Here is a 13,015-nt window from a genome sequence, read left to right as displayed (position 1 = left end):
GCATACCGGCACGCAGCGAGCGGACGGCTCCTCGGCTCAGGCCAGGCCTTCCCGCGCTTTCAGGTAGGCAAACTCGCCCACGTCGGTGAAGGGGCTCACCTTCTGCTGGAAGTCACGGTACGCATCGTGAATCTGCTTGGATGCCTCGTCGCTCTCCACCTGGCGCTGAATGACCTGCTTGGACGACTCATGCAGCGCCGCCATGACGTCATCGGGGAAGCTGCGCAGCTTGACGCCGTGCTCGTCGACCAGCGAACGCAGCGCCTCGGCGTTGCGGAAGGCGAACTCGCTGATCATCGCCAAGTTGGAGGCGCGGGCCGCCTCGGTAACCACCGCCTTGAGGTCGTCCGGCAGGGCGTTCCAGGCCTCCAGGTTGACGGTGCCCTCGAGGATGGCGCTAGGCTCGTTCCAGGCCGAGGTATAGTAGTAGTCGGCCACCTGGTGCAGACCGAAGGCCAGGTCGTTGTATGGACCAACCCAGTCGGCGGCGTCCAGCACCCCGGTTTCCATGGAGGTGAAGATCTCGCTGCCGGGAATCGTCATGGTGGTCACGCCGATGCCGCTCATCGCCTCTCCGGCAAGCCCCGGCAGGCGCAGCTTGAGGCCCTGCATGTCGTCGAGGGAGTTGATCTCCTTCTTGAACCAGCCGGCCATCTGGGTGCCGGTATTCCCCACCGCGAAGGGTTTGAGGTTGTGCTCGGCGTAGAGTTCGTCCCACAGCGCCTGACCACCGCCGTAGTAGAGCCAGGCGTTGGTTTCGGTGGTGGTCATGCCGAAGGGCACCGCGGTGAAGAACTGGGCGGCCGCGACCTTGCCGCGCCAGTAGTAAGAGGCAGAGTGGCCCATCTCGGCGGTGCCGGCGGACACCGCATCGAACACCTCCAGCGCCGGCACCATCTCGCCGGCGCCGTGGACGCGTACCCGCATGCGGCCGCCGGACATGCGCTCGATGCGCTCGGCGAGGTCATTGGCGCCGGTGCCCAGCGCCGGGAAGTTCTTGGGCCAGGAGGTCACCATATTCCAGGTGATGGTCTCCTGTGCGCTGGCGGTGTTGACGAAGGGGGCGGCGACGACGCCGGCGGTGCCGGCGCCCAGGGTCTTGAGGCTGGTCTTGAGAAAGTTGCGACGCTCCATGGCGAGGGCGGCTCCTTGATGTTCTTTTATGCCGCGTGCCGGCGGCACGCGTGTCCGTTCGGCAGTATGCGCGAAAGCTGAATTCATCAGCAAGCGAACGACCATCGCGCCATGAACAGGGAATCGCTCGGGGCTGATCCGTCGACGGGGCTCCTCACCACATCGAAGACCTTGTCTCTCGGTGTGGGATCACTAGAGAGGCGTCAGCTTGGCGAACCCTAGCACCAGCCACTTGTCGCCCTCGCCCTCGAAGCTGACCTGCACCCTGGCGCGCTCACCCTCGCCCTCGGCGTTGAGGATCACTCCCTCACCGAACACCGGGTGACTGACACGCTGCCCCAGCGACAGCGAAGGCAGATCGGCGCCACCGTCGACGCCAGTCTGCCGCAGCCCCGGCGCGGGGCGCGAGGCGGTGACCGGCCGCGATACCTGGCCGCGCAGACGCACCTCCTCGAGAAACTCCTCGGGCAGCTCGCGCAGAAAGCGCGACGGCCGCTGGAAGGTCTCCTTGCCGTGCAGCCGGCGCAGCTCGGCGTGGGTGAGGTAAAGCTTCCTCATCGCTCGGGTCAGGCCCACGTAGCATAGCCGGCGCTCCTCCTCGAGGCGGCCGGGCTCCTCCAGCGACATCTTGTGGGGAAACAGCCCTTCTTCCACGCCGGCGACGAAGACCACCGGAAACTCCAGGCCCTTGGCCGAGTGCAGGGTCATCAGCTGCACGCAGTCCTCGAACTCGTCGGCCTCGTGCTCGCCGGCGTTGAGCGCCGCCTCGGCGAGGAAGGCTTCCAGGGCGGCCATACCCTCACCGGCCTCCACGGTGTCCAGGGTCTCACCCTGGGTGAAGGCCTTGGCGGCGGTGACCAGCTCCTCGAGGTTCTCGACCCGCGCCTGGCCCTTCTCGCCCTTCTCGTTGCGGTGGTGCTCGACCAGCCCGGTGCGCTCGTTGACGTGATCGATGATCTCGTGGAGCGCCATACCGGAAGTTTCATCGTCGAGCCGTTCGATCAGATCGGCGAAGGCCGTCAGCGAGGACACCGCGCGGCCCTTAAGCGAGCCGTCAAGCTGGGCGTCGTGCAGCGCCTGCCACAGCGAGATGCCCGTCTGTCGGGCACGCTCGCGCAACACCTCCACGGTGCGGGTGCCGATGCCGCGCGCCGGCACGTTGATGACCCGCTCCAGCGAGGCGTCGTCATCGCGGTTGAGCAGCAGCCGCAGGTAGGCCAGGGCGTTCTTTATCTCCAGACGCTCGTAGAAGCGCTGGCCGCCATAGATACGGTAGGGCACGCCCTGGCGAATCAGCGTCTCCTCGATCACCCGCGACTGGGCGTTTGAACGGTAGAGGATGGCAATCTCGCGGCGCGTCATGCCCTCATCGACCTTCTCGCGGATGGTGTCGACGATGAAGCGCGCCTCGTCGAGATCATTGAAGCCGCCGTACAGCGAGATCGGCTCGCCGCGGTCGCCGGCGGTCCACAGCTCCTTGCCCATGCGCTCCGAGTTATGGCGTATCAGGGCGTTGGCGGCGTCGAGGATGGCGCTGGTCGAGCGGTAGTTCTGCTCCAGGCGCACCGTCTTGGTGGCGGGGAACTCGTCCTCGAAGCGGCGGATGTTCTCGATCCGCGCGCCGCGCCAGCCGTAGATCGACTGGTCATCGTCGCCGACCACGGTCATCGGCGTCTTCATGCCGGTGAGCAGCTTCAGCCAGGCATACTGCAGGGTATTGGTGTCCTGGAACTCGTCGACCAGCACATGGGCGAAGCGCTCCTGATAGTGGGCCAGCAGCGCGGGATTGTCGCGCAGCAACTCGAGGCTTCTCAGCAGCAGCTCACCGAAGTCCACCAGACCGCCACGCTCGCAGGTCAGCTGGTAGCGCTCGTAGAGCTCGACCATCTGGGTCATGTAGGCGTCGCCGTGGGCGTCCACCTGATGCGGACGCAGGCCTTCCTCCTTGCAGCCGGAGATGAAGGACTGCACCTGGCGCGGTGGATAGCGCTCGTCATCGATACGGTGGTCCTTGAGCAGCCGCTTGATCAGGCGCAGCTGGTCATCGCTGTCGATGATCTGGAAGTGCTGGGGCAGCCGCGCGTCCTGCCAGTGGGTGCGCAGCAGGCGATGAGCGATGGAGTGGAAGGTGCCGACCCACACGTGGCGCAGCGAGATGCCGAGCAGGGCCTCCAGGCGGGTGCGCATCTCGCGAGCCGCCTTGTTGGTGAAAGTCACCGCCAGCACGGCGTAGGGCGAGAGCCCCTCGGCCTGCATCAGCCAGGCGATACGATGCACCAGCACCCGGGTCTTGCCCGAGCCGGCACCGGCCAGCACCAGCATATTGCCCTGGGGGGCGCTGACGGCCTCGCGCTGGGCCGGGTTCATGTGGTCGAGAATCGCCGTGACGTCGTCCATGGGGAAGGCATCGCTGCTCGGGAAATGGCCGAACAGCTTACCATATCCCCCCAGCTGGAAGCTGGAAGCTGGAAGCTGGAAGCTGGAAGCTGGAAGCTGGAAGCTGGAAGCTGGAAGCTGGAAGGCAACATGAACCCTGCCCTCATGGGGTCAAGGATTTTCTTCCAGCTTCAAACTTATAACTTACAGCTCCGGGCGTAGCCCGGCTCCTAATGCTTACGGTTCCTGCTCCGGGTAACGCAGCGAGTTGAGGCTCTTCTTCACCGACTTGAGCTGCTCGGCGAGCCTGGGTCCGCGGGACTTGGCCACGCCGACCGCCAGCACGTCGATCATCACCAGATGGGCGATCCGCGAGCTCATCGGGGTGTAGATCTCGGTGTCCTCGTGGACATCGATATACAGCGGCAGGGTCACTTCCTCGGCCAGCGGCGAGCCGCTGGGGCACAGTCCGATCACCGTGGCGCCGGCCTCTCGGGCCAGGCGCACGCTGGCCACCAGCGCCCGGGTGCGCCCGGTCTGGGAAATGGCCACCACCACGTCGCCTTCCCGGAGGGTCACCGCCGACATGTTCTGCATGTGCGGGTCGGTGTAGGCGGCGGTGGAGATCTGCAAGCGAAAGAACTTGTGCTGGGCATCGAAGGCCACCGCACCGGAAGCACCGAAGCCGTAGAACTCCACCCGATTGGCCATGCCCAGGGCATTGATCGCGCGGCTCAAGGCGTCATTGTCCAGTCGGTCGCGCACCGAGAGCAGGGTACCCACGGTAGAGTCGAAGATGCTTTGCGAGAATTCGGCTACCGAGTCGCTGTCGTTCATCGAGAACTGGGCAAACTGGCTGCCGGTCGCCAGCATCTGCGCCAGCTTGAGCTTGAAGTCCTGGAAGCCGTTACAGCCCAGGGCCCGACAGAAGCGCACCACCGTCGGCTCGCTGACTTTGGCCTCGGTGGCCAGGTCGACGATGCGCATGTGGATCACTTCATCGGGGTTGCGCAGCACGAAACGCGCCACCTTCTGCTCAGAGCGGCGGAAGTGCTCCATGCGGCGTCTCATCTCATCGAACAGGCCTAGGCTCACACGGCACTCCTCGTCGGTGGATCGGGAATTCTCGCTACAGTATGCCCCAGCACTCCCGAGATGGGCACTCCGGGGCACCGTGTGGGCGTTGGAGCTCCGATATTCATCATTCTGTCAAGTGGGGTATAGTAAGAATTGCAGTGTCGCGAGCGCCATCGATGCGGCACCCTCACTGCAGACAGGAGAGTCGATCATGCGCAATGTCGAACGGTTAACCTCCGTAAAGAGCGAACTTCTCGACATCTTCATGAGCATGGAAGTCGCCGAACACGAACAACGCTCACGCACCGCGGCCCAGCGTAACCTGCGCGCCCGCCGCGGCATCGAGCTCCACGAGGAATTCAAGCGGCTGAGCCAGGACATCGCCGACCTGCCAGAGGGCAGCGACGACGAAATGCACTAGGTCCCCGCAGGGCCTGGCACTGATCGGCGTTGTCGAGCGGTCAAGCTCGGCTGGCCCCGGCAAACGCAACGAGCCCCGCACGGGGCGGGGCTCGTCGATGGTGTTGTCGCCCGGGGCGACTTGCAGGCTCAGAGGCTGGACACGAAGACCGCGATCACGCCGATCGGGGCGACGAAGCGGGACACGATCGTCCATACCATCGCGGCGGTGTCGCCGAGTCCGAGTTCCTGACGCACGCTGTCGCGATCCAGGAACCAGGCCACGAAAACTACGGCCATCAGGCCGGTGAGCGGCAACAGGAACTTGCTGGTCACGGTATCCAGCAGATCGAAGACGTTCAGGCCGAAGATCAGCACATCACTCCAGACGTTGAAGGCCAACAGCGCCGCGATGCCTAGCGCCCAGGTCGCCACGCCGGCCACCAGGGTAGCGCCGACACGCGACAGCGGGGTGCGCTCTTCGACGAACTCCACCACCGGTTCCAGCAGCGAGATGGCCGAGGTCAGGGCAGCGAAGGTCAGCAGCAGGAAGAAGAACAGCCCCAGGATCACGCCGCCGCCCATGTTGCCGAAGGCCAGCGGCAGGGTGACGAAGATCAGCCCCGGGCCGGAGCTCAGGTCGAGACCGTTGGCGAAGACGATGGGGAAGATCGCCAGGCCGGCCACCAGCGCCACCAGCGTGTCGAGGATGATCACGGTCCGCGCGGTCTTGAGCAGGTTGACCTCTTCGCCCAGGTAGGACCCGTAGGCCATCATGATGCCCATGCCCAGCGACAGGGTGAAGAAGGCCTGGCCCATGGCGGCCAGCACCACGCCGCCGTTCAAGGCGCCGAAGTCGGGGTTGAACATGAAGCTCAACGCCTCGCCGAAGTGGCCGGTGGTCATGCCGTAGCCGACCAGCACCAGCATCAGCACGCCCAGCGCCGGCATCAGGCTGCGCACGGCGCCCTCGAGGCCCTTGGTCACGCCCCGGGCGACGATGCCGATAACCAGCAGCATGAACGCCGAGTGACCGGCCAGCAGCAGGCCGGGATTGCCCAGCATGTCGTTGAACAGGCCGCCGATGCCGTCGGCGTTCTGTCCGCTGAAGGCCCCGGTCACGGAACTCAGGGTGTAGTAGAGCGACCAGCCACCGATCACGCTGTAGAACGACAGGATCAGGAAGGCGCCCAGAATCCCGCTGATGCCCACCAGCATCCAGGCTCGGGTGCGCCCCGAGGCCTCGGCCAGATCGGCCATGGCGTTGGCCGGGTTCTTCTGTCCGCGGCGGCCGACCAGCCACTCCGCGATCAGGATCGGCAGGCCCACCAGGGCGATACACAGCAGATAGACCAGCACGAAGGCCGCGCCGCCACTGTCGCCCACCATGTAGGGAAATTTCCAGATATTGCCCAGACCGACCGCGGACCCGGTGGCCGCGAGGATAAAGGTCAGTCGGGATGACCACTGTGCGTGGGTAGATTTCGACATGTTTCACCTTGATAAAGCGTGTCGTCATCGATCGATCGGATGCGATGACAGAGGTTGTGGTTGTAGTCGCCACGTCCGCGGGGCGCCGGATCACGGCGGACCGCATTCAAGGGCATAACGCACGCCAAGCAGGATCGCTGCCGAGGCAACGCTTCCGCCGAGTTGGTGAACGGCGAAAACCTCGTGGAGATATCGTGACGAATCACGCCGGATAGGCGTGAAAGACGACAATATCCAATGGCAAGTGACGATCGAGGCGTAAAAATATCCGATCATACGCTTGGTGGCCAGTCATGGGGCAAAACCTGAGCGTACGACGACTCTCAGAACAGAGAGGCCTGGCATTCGCCGGGGAACGCCGTCAGCGCCGGCAGGCCAGCCCGCGTCGCCACAGCGTCGAAGAGTCGGCGCGCCAGCTGCGGTGCCCGGAGATTGTCGGCAGTATGCACAAAGAGGAAAGGGGTTTTCCCCTGTTTTATCCACAGCACAAGCCGTTCGATCCAAGGCTGGAAATAGTCGAGGTTAGTGGCTTCGTCAACATGGCCGATAAACCGCACCACCGGAAAATCCCCTGTGGAAATCACGTGTAACGGGCGTTTCGGCTTTTCATGCTGAGCCTTTTGCAGCCCTGGGTGGTCGCCGGCGGGAGTGGAGAACAAAGGGCGAACATCAAGCATCACCCGGTTCGCCCCATGACTTATCAACAACCTGTTGAGAACTGTCTCGGCGTCGCCCTTGTGGAAAAATTCGCTGTGGCGAACTTCGACCGCACAGGGCAACCAGCTCGGCCACCGTGACAGCAGGGCTTGCAGACGCGGTAGCTCTTCGGCACCAAAATCGCGGGGCAACTGCACCAGCAGCGGCCCCAGTCGATCATGCAGTGGCGCCAGGGCCTCCAGGAAGTCGTCGAACGCTGCCTCGATGTCGGCCAGGCGTTGCTGGTGGGTCAGCTCGGCCGGTAGCTTGAAGCAGAAGCGAAATCCGGAAGGCACCTGGCGCGCCCAGGCGGCGACCGTCTCGGCACGGGGCGCACCGCTGTAGAAGGTCGTGTTGCCTTCCACGGCGGAAAACACCCGAGCATAGTCATCCAGCAGGCGTTCACTGCCCCCATGGGGCGGATAGAGGCCGCCTCGCCAGTCGGGATTGGCCCACATCGGCAGGCCCAGGTGCAGGCGCGTCCCGACGTCGTCAGCGGGGGCAGCGGCGCCCTCACTCAACGGTCACGGACTTGGCCAGGTTGCGGGGTTGGTCGACATCGGTGCCCTTGAGCACGGCGACATGGTACGACAGCAGCTGCAGGGGCACCGTATAGAGAATCGGTGCCAGGGCATCGTTCACCCGCGGCAGGCGCAGCACGCGGATGCCTTCGCCGTCCTCCAGCGCCACGCCCTCGTCGGCGAACACGAACAGCTCGCCGCCTCGGGCCCTGACCTCCTGGAGGTTGGACTTGAGCTTGTCGAGCAGGGCATCGTTGGGCGCCACCGCTATCACCGGCATCTCACCGTCGACCAGCGCCAGCGGGCCGTGCTTGAGCTCTCCGGCCGGATAGGCCTCGGCGTGGATATAGGAGATCTCCTTGAGCTTCAGCGCGCCCTCCAGGGCCACCGGGAATTCGGCCCCGCGTCCGAGGAAAAGGGCGTGATGCTTCTCGGCGAAGGCGGCAGACAGCGCCTCGACGGCCGGATCCAGGGCCAGCACTTCACTCACCTGGGCCGGCAGGCCTCGCAGAGCCTCGACCAGGGCCGCTTGCTCGTCGGCGTCCTGTCCGCGCATGCGTCCCAGCGCCAGCGTCAGCAGCATCAGCGCGGTGAGCTGGGTAGTGAAGGCCTTGGTGGAGGCCACACCGATCTCGGGACCCGCCTGGGTCATCAGCGTCAGGTCCGACTCGCGTACCAGAGAACTCCCCGGCACGTTGCAGATCGCCAGGCTGCCCAGATAGCCGAGCTGCTTGGCAAAACGCAGCGCCGCCAGGGTGTCGGCGGTCTCGCCAGACTGGGATAGGGTCACGAACAGCGTGCCCTCGGGCACCACTACGCGACGATAGCGATATTCCGAGGCCACCTCGACCTGCACCGGCACCCCCGCGTAGCGCTCCAGCCAGTAGCGCGCCACCATCCCGGCATGGTAGCTGGTACCGCACGCCACGACATGGATCTGGCGCACCTTGCCGAACAGCGTCTCGGCCTCGGGGCCAAAGCTCTCCACCAGAGCGCTGCGCTCGCCCAGCCGGCCCTCCAGGGCCGCGGCGATCACCGCTGGCTGCTCGTGGATCTCCTTGAGCATGAAGTGGCGATACCCCCCCTTGCTGGCCGCACCGTCGCCATATTCGAAGGTCTGTACCGGCCGCTCCACCGCGGCGCCCTGGGCGTCGAAGACCTCGACTCTGCCGCCGTCGGAGAGGCGCACCACGTCGCCCTCCTCCAGATAGATGAAGCGGTCGGTGACCTGCAGCAGCGCCAGCGGATCGGAGGCCAGGAAGGCCTCCTCGATGCCGACGCCGACCACCAGCGGGCTGCCCTGACGGGCGCCGATCACCACGCCGGGCGCATCGGCGTGGACCACGCCCAGCGCGTAGGCACCGTCGAGACGCGCCAGCACGCGCTGCACGCCTACCAGCAGGTCACCCTGACACCCCGTCTCACGGGCGATCAGGTGGGCCATCACCTCGGTGTCGGTCTCGGAGGTGAAGGCATAGCCATCGGCTTCGAGCTCGGCTCTCAGGGCCTCGTGATTCTCGATGATGCCGTTGTGCACCAGCGCCAGGCGCTCGCCGGACTGGTGAGGGTGGGCGTTACCCTCGCTGGGCCGGCCATGGGTGGCCCAGCGAGTGTGGGCGATGCCGGTATGGCCCGCCAGGGGCGCGGCGGCAAGCTTTTCCTCCAGGGCTGCCACCTTGCCCAGGGCACGGCAACGCGCGAGCTGCCCGTCATGGCCCGAGACGGCCATGCCGGCGGAATCGTAACCGCGATACTCCAGTCGCTTGAGCCCCTCCAGGAGGATGCCCTGGACGTTGCGTTGGGCGACGGCGCCGACGATGCCACACATGGTTCGCTCCTCAGAGGTCGTCTTTCTTGACCGGCCGCTGCCAGTCTTCCTTGTTGATCAGGCGCCCCCGGCTCACTGCCAGGGTGTTGTCGGCCACGTCACGACTGAGCGTGGAACCGGCCCCCACGGTGGCGCCCTTTCCTACGCTGATCGGCGCCACCAGGGCGGTGTTGGAACCGATGAAGGCGCCGTCGCCGATCTCGGTACGATGCTTGTTGGCTCCATCGTAGTTGCAGGTGATGGTTCCTGCGCCCACGTTGACCTCGCGGCCCAAACGGGCATCGCCCACATAGCTGAGGTGGTTGATCTTGCTGCCCTCGCCCACTTCGGCGTTCTTGGTCTCGACGAAGTTGCCGACCTTGGCGCCCACTGCCAGGCGCGACCCGGGGCGCAGCCGGGCGAAGGGGCCGATGCGGTTGTGGCCGGCCACCACGGCGCCCTCGAGGACACTGTGGGCTTCGATGACCGTTTCAGCCCCGACATGGCTGTCGCGGATCACGCAGTAGGGGCCGACGCGCACGCCCTCCCCGAGCTCGACGTCACCCTCGAAGACGCAGCCCACGTCGATCTCCACGTCGTGACCGCAGCGCAGGGTGCCGCGCACGTCCAGACGTTCGGGGTCGGTCAGGGCCACCCCTGCAGCCATCAACGCCTCGGCGGAATCGCGCTGGCAGGCCCGCTCCAGGCGTGCCATCTGGGCACGGTCATTGACGCCCTCGACCTCCAGTGCCCGAGCCGGCTGGGCGGTGGCGATCTTCACGCCCTCCGCGGCGGCCATGGCGATGACGTCGGTCAGGTAGTACTCGCCCTGGGCATTGTCGGCGGACAGCCGCGGTAACCAGCGGCGCAGCTGGGCGGCGGTCATCGCCATGATCCCGGTATTGCACTCGCGCACCGCGCGCTCGGCCTCGGAGGCGTCCTTGTGCTCGACGATGGCCACCGCCTCGCCGGCCTCGTCGCGCAGGATTCGGCCATAGCCGTTGGGATCCTCGAGGGTCACGGTAAGCAGCCCCAGGTGCTGTTCGTCGACGCGTGCCAGCAGGTCGCGCAGGGTCTCGCGCCGGATCAACGGCACGTCGCCGTAGAGCACCAGCACCTTGCCTTCCCCCAGGCCCTCCAGGGCCTGGGCCACGGCGTGCCCGGTGCCCTTCTGCTCGGTCTGACGAGCAAACCGCACCCGACAGTCGGCCAGCGCCTCGCGGACATGCTCGGCGCCATGGCCGACCACCACATGCGTCCGCTCGGCCTCGAGTCCGGCGGCGGTATCGATCACGTGACGCACCAAGGGCTTGCCGGCCAGGCGGTGCAGCACCTTGGGCAGGGTCGAACGCATCCGGGTCCCCTGCCCGGCCGCCAGTATCACCACGTCGAGGCTCATCGTGACTCCTTGTCGATCAATCTTGAATCGGTTCATTCTAGTGCGTCGGAGGCCTCGGCATCCACGCCAGCGGCGTCGCCTGAGCCATCGGCCACCCGGATGCCCATTTCCTCGAGCCTGTCGCGGCCGAAGCGAGCGGCGAAGGACGGGCTGGCCTGGCTCCACCAGCCGTCGCCGGCATCGTTGCGTACCAGCATCAGCACGGCCAGATCGTGCTGGCGTGCCAGTACCATGCCTTCGTCTTCACCGAGCACCGACATGGCCGTGGCCCAGGCGTCGGCCCTGGCATTGGAGGCATCCACCACCGTCACCGAAGCCAGACGGTGGCGAATCGGCCGCCCGGTGCGCGGATCGATGGTGTGCGAGTAGCGCCGCCCATCCTGCTCGAAGTAGTTTCGGTAGTCGCCGGAAGTGGCTACCGAGATGTTCTCGAGCGGCAGCACGAACTTGGCCTGGGGCCGACCGTCGTGTGGAATCTCGACGCCGATGCGCCAAGGCTCGGCTTCGCCGTCCCGATGCCCGGCCACCTCGAGTTCGCCACCGATGTTGACCAGATAATCGTCGATGCCCTGATCGGCCAGATAGGCCGCGACTCGGTCGGTGGCATACCCCTTGGCCACCCCGGACAGATCGACGAACACGTCCTTCAGTCGTCGTGCGCGATTCGCCTCGACATCGAGCTCCAGGGTATCCATGCCCACTTCGGCGAGCCGCTGCTCGATCAGCTCGTCCTCCGGTATCGCGCGGGGACGTGCCTCGGGCCCGAAACTCCACAGGTTGACCAGCCCTCCCACGGTGACGTCGAAAGCGCCACCGCTGGCTTCGCCCACCTGGTGGGCGATCGACAATACCTTGATCAGCGGTGCAGACAGCGTATGCCACTCGCCCAGGGGAGCATGATTGAAGGCCACCAGCTCGGCGTCATCGCGATAGGTGGACATGGAGGCATCGACGCTCTCGAGCTCGTCGAGGATGCCGTCCTCCAGCGCATCACGACGCTCGGCGGTGATCGGGTCGGCGATGCTCACCTGATAGAAGGTGCCGAAGATATCGCCCTCGAGCGTGACCGGAGTGTCCAGGGTCCGCTCCGAGCAGCCGGCCAGCAGGGCGATCAGCAGCAGCGTCAGGAAGGCTATGGGAAAGCGTGGGAGTGACATGGGAGCTCCAACAAATAAATAATCCAGAATCGCCTGGTGCGTTTCCGACGAACCAACGCACTTCCCTCGTCCACGTGGGTCGTCGAGCGCGACAATAAATCAGTGCTTCCTCAGCCAAACAGCCAGATCAGGGCAACACCCAGCATCAACCGATAGATCACGAAGGGCTGCATGCCGATGCGGCGGATGAAGGCCAAGAAGAAGTGGATGCACAGGTAGGCGCTGATGCCTGCCAGCAGGGTGCCCGCCGCCAGATCGCCCCAGGCCACTGCCAGCGGCTTCTCCACCAGGTCCAGGGCCTCTAGACCTCCGGCCAGTACGATCACCGGGATCGACAACAGGAAGGAGAAGCGTGCCGCCGCCTCACGGGTCAGCCCCAGCATCAGCGCCGCGGTCATGGTGATGCCGGAGCGCGAGGTTCCGGGAATCAGCGCCAGGGCCTGAGCCATGCCGATCCACAGGGCATCGCGCCAGGACATCCGATACTCGTCGCGGCTGCCGCGGTGACGCCAGTCGGCAATGCCAAGCACCAGCCCGAACACGATCAGTCCCCCGGCCAATACCAGCGGCGAGCGCATCACCGACTCGATGGGATCCTTCAGAGCCAGCCCCGCCACGCCAACCGGTATGGTCGCCAGGATCACCCACCAGGCCAGTCGGGCGTCGGCGTCGGTGCCCCGACCGGACACGCTTCGACACCAGCTGCCCAGCATGGCGACGAGCTCCTGGCGAAAATAGAGCACCACCGCCGCCAGGCTGCCCAGGTGCAGGGCCACATCGAAGGCCAGGCCCTGGTCGGGCCAGTCGGTAAACACCGGGACCAGGATCAGGTGGGCGGAGCTGGAGATCGGCAGGAACTCGGTCAATCCCTGAACCAGGGAGAGCAGGATGATCTGTAGCCAATCCATGGGACGGTTCTCGGTGAGTAGAAACAGTGTTCGATTCGCGTTCCAGAGCA

General features: G+C 65.6%; 10 protein-coding genes. 1 reads left to right on the top strand and 9 read right to left on the bottom strand.

The window, feature by feature from the left end; translation table 11 throughout:
* Window positions 1-36 precede the first annotated feature (36 nt).
* The 3 genes from ACGTN6_RS03830 to hexR all read right to left on the bottom strand — a co-directional run bounded on the left by ACGTN6_RS03830 (window position 37) and on the right by hexR (window position 4,605).
* Window positions 37-1,134, bottom strand: a complete 1,098-nt coding sequence (locus ACGTN6_RS03830) for a TRAP transporter substrate-binding protein (RefSeq protein WP_394589934.1) — start codon at window positions 1,132-1,134, stop codon at window positions 37-39.
* Between the two features lie 192 nt (window positions 1,135-1,326).
* Entirely contained in the window at window positions 1,327-3,531 is a 2,205-nt protein-coding gene (gene uvrD / locus ACGTN6_RS03825; protein WP_394589932.1) for a DNA helicase II, read from the bottom strand.
* A 216-nt stretch (window positions 3,532-3,747) separates the two neighbouring features.
* Window positions 3,748-4,605 carry a transcriptional regulator HexR gene (hexR, locus tag ACGTN6_RS03820; protein WP_183388080.1) on the bottom strand — a complete coding sequence of 286 codons (858 nt, stop codon included), beginning with the start codon at window positions 4,603-4,605 and terminating at the stop codon, window positions 3,748-3,750.
* Window positions 4,606-4,798: 193 nt separating this feature from the next.
* Between hexR and ACGTN6_RS03815 the strand changes: the two genes are divergently transcribed.
* The gene (locus ACGTN6_RS03815) at window positions 4,799-5,008 is read left to right on the top strand and encodes a PA3496 family putative envelope integrity protein (protein WP_394589931.1); all 210 of its coding nucleotides are present in this window, start codon (window positions 4,799-4,801) and stop codon (window positions 5,006-5,008) included.
* 128 nt (window positions 5,009-5,136) lie between these two features.
* Here the strand turns inward: ACGTN6_RS03815 and ACGTN6_RS03810 are convergent, their stop codons facing one another.
* From ACGTN6_RS03810 to ACGTN6_RS03785, 6 genes are all read right to left on the bottom strand, one after another.
* Entirely contained in the window at window positions 5,137-6,477 is a 1,341-nt protein-coding gene (locus tag ACGTN6_RS03810; RefSeq protein ID WP_394589929.1) for a sodium-dependent transporter, read from the bottom strand.
* A gap of 323 nt (window positions 6,478-6,800) precedes the next feature.
* A complete protein-coding gene (locus ACGTN6_RS03805) occupies window positions 6,801-7,631 on the bottom strand; it encodes a DUF72 domain-containing protein (protein ID WP_394589928.1) in 831 nt (276 codons plus the stop codon).
* A 55-nt stretch (window positions 7,632-7,686) separates the two neighbouring features.
* On the bottom strand, window positions 7,687-9,522 hold the full coding sequence (glmS, locus tag ACGTN6_RS03800; protein ID WP_394589927.1) for a glutamine--fructose-6-phosphate transaminase (isomerizing): 1,836 nt from the start codon (window positions 9,520-9,522) through the stop codon (window positions 7,687-7,689).
* A 10-nt stretch (window positions 9,523-9,532) separates the two neighbouring features.
* Window positions 9,533-10,900 carry a bifunctional UDP-N-acetylglucosamine diphosphorylase/glucosamine-1-phosphate N-acetyltransferase GlmU gene (gene glmU, locus ACGTN6_RS03795; RefSeq protein ID WP_394589926.1) on the bottom strand — a complete coding sequence of 456 codons (1,368 nt, stop codon included), beginning with the start codon at window positions 10,898-10,900 and terminating at the stop codon, window positions 9,533-9,535.
* Between the two features lie 32 nt (window positions 10,901-10,932).
* Window positions 10,933-12,057 carry an FAD:protein FMN transferase gene (locus ACGTN6_RS03790; RefSeq protein WP_394589925.1) on the bottom strand — a complete coding sequence of 375 codons (1,125 nt, stop codon included), beginning with the start codon at window positions 12,055-12,057 and terminating at the stop codon, window positions 10,933-10,935.
* A gap of 110 nt (window positions 12,058-12,167) precedes the next feature.
* Complete coding sequence (locus ACGTN6_RS03785; protein WP_394589924.1) at window positions 12,168-12,965, bottom strand: undecaprenyl-diphosphate phosphatase; 798 nt, start codon at window positions 12,963-12,965, stop codon at window positions 12,168-12,170.
* Window positions 12,966-13,015: the final 50 nt, after the last annotated feature.

Origin of the sequence: Halomonas sp. B23F22_20, from assembly GCF_043496985.1 — a bacterium.
Classification (GTDB): domain Bacteria; phylum Pseudomonadota; class Gammaproteobacteria; order Pseudomonadales; family Halomonadaceae; genus Halomonas.
This window is presented reverse-complemented; position numbering and strand designations above follow the sequence as displayed.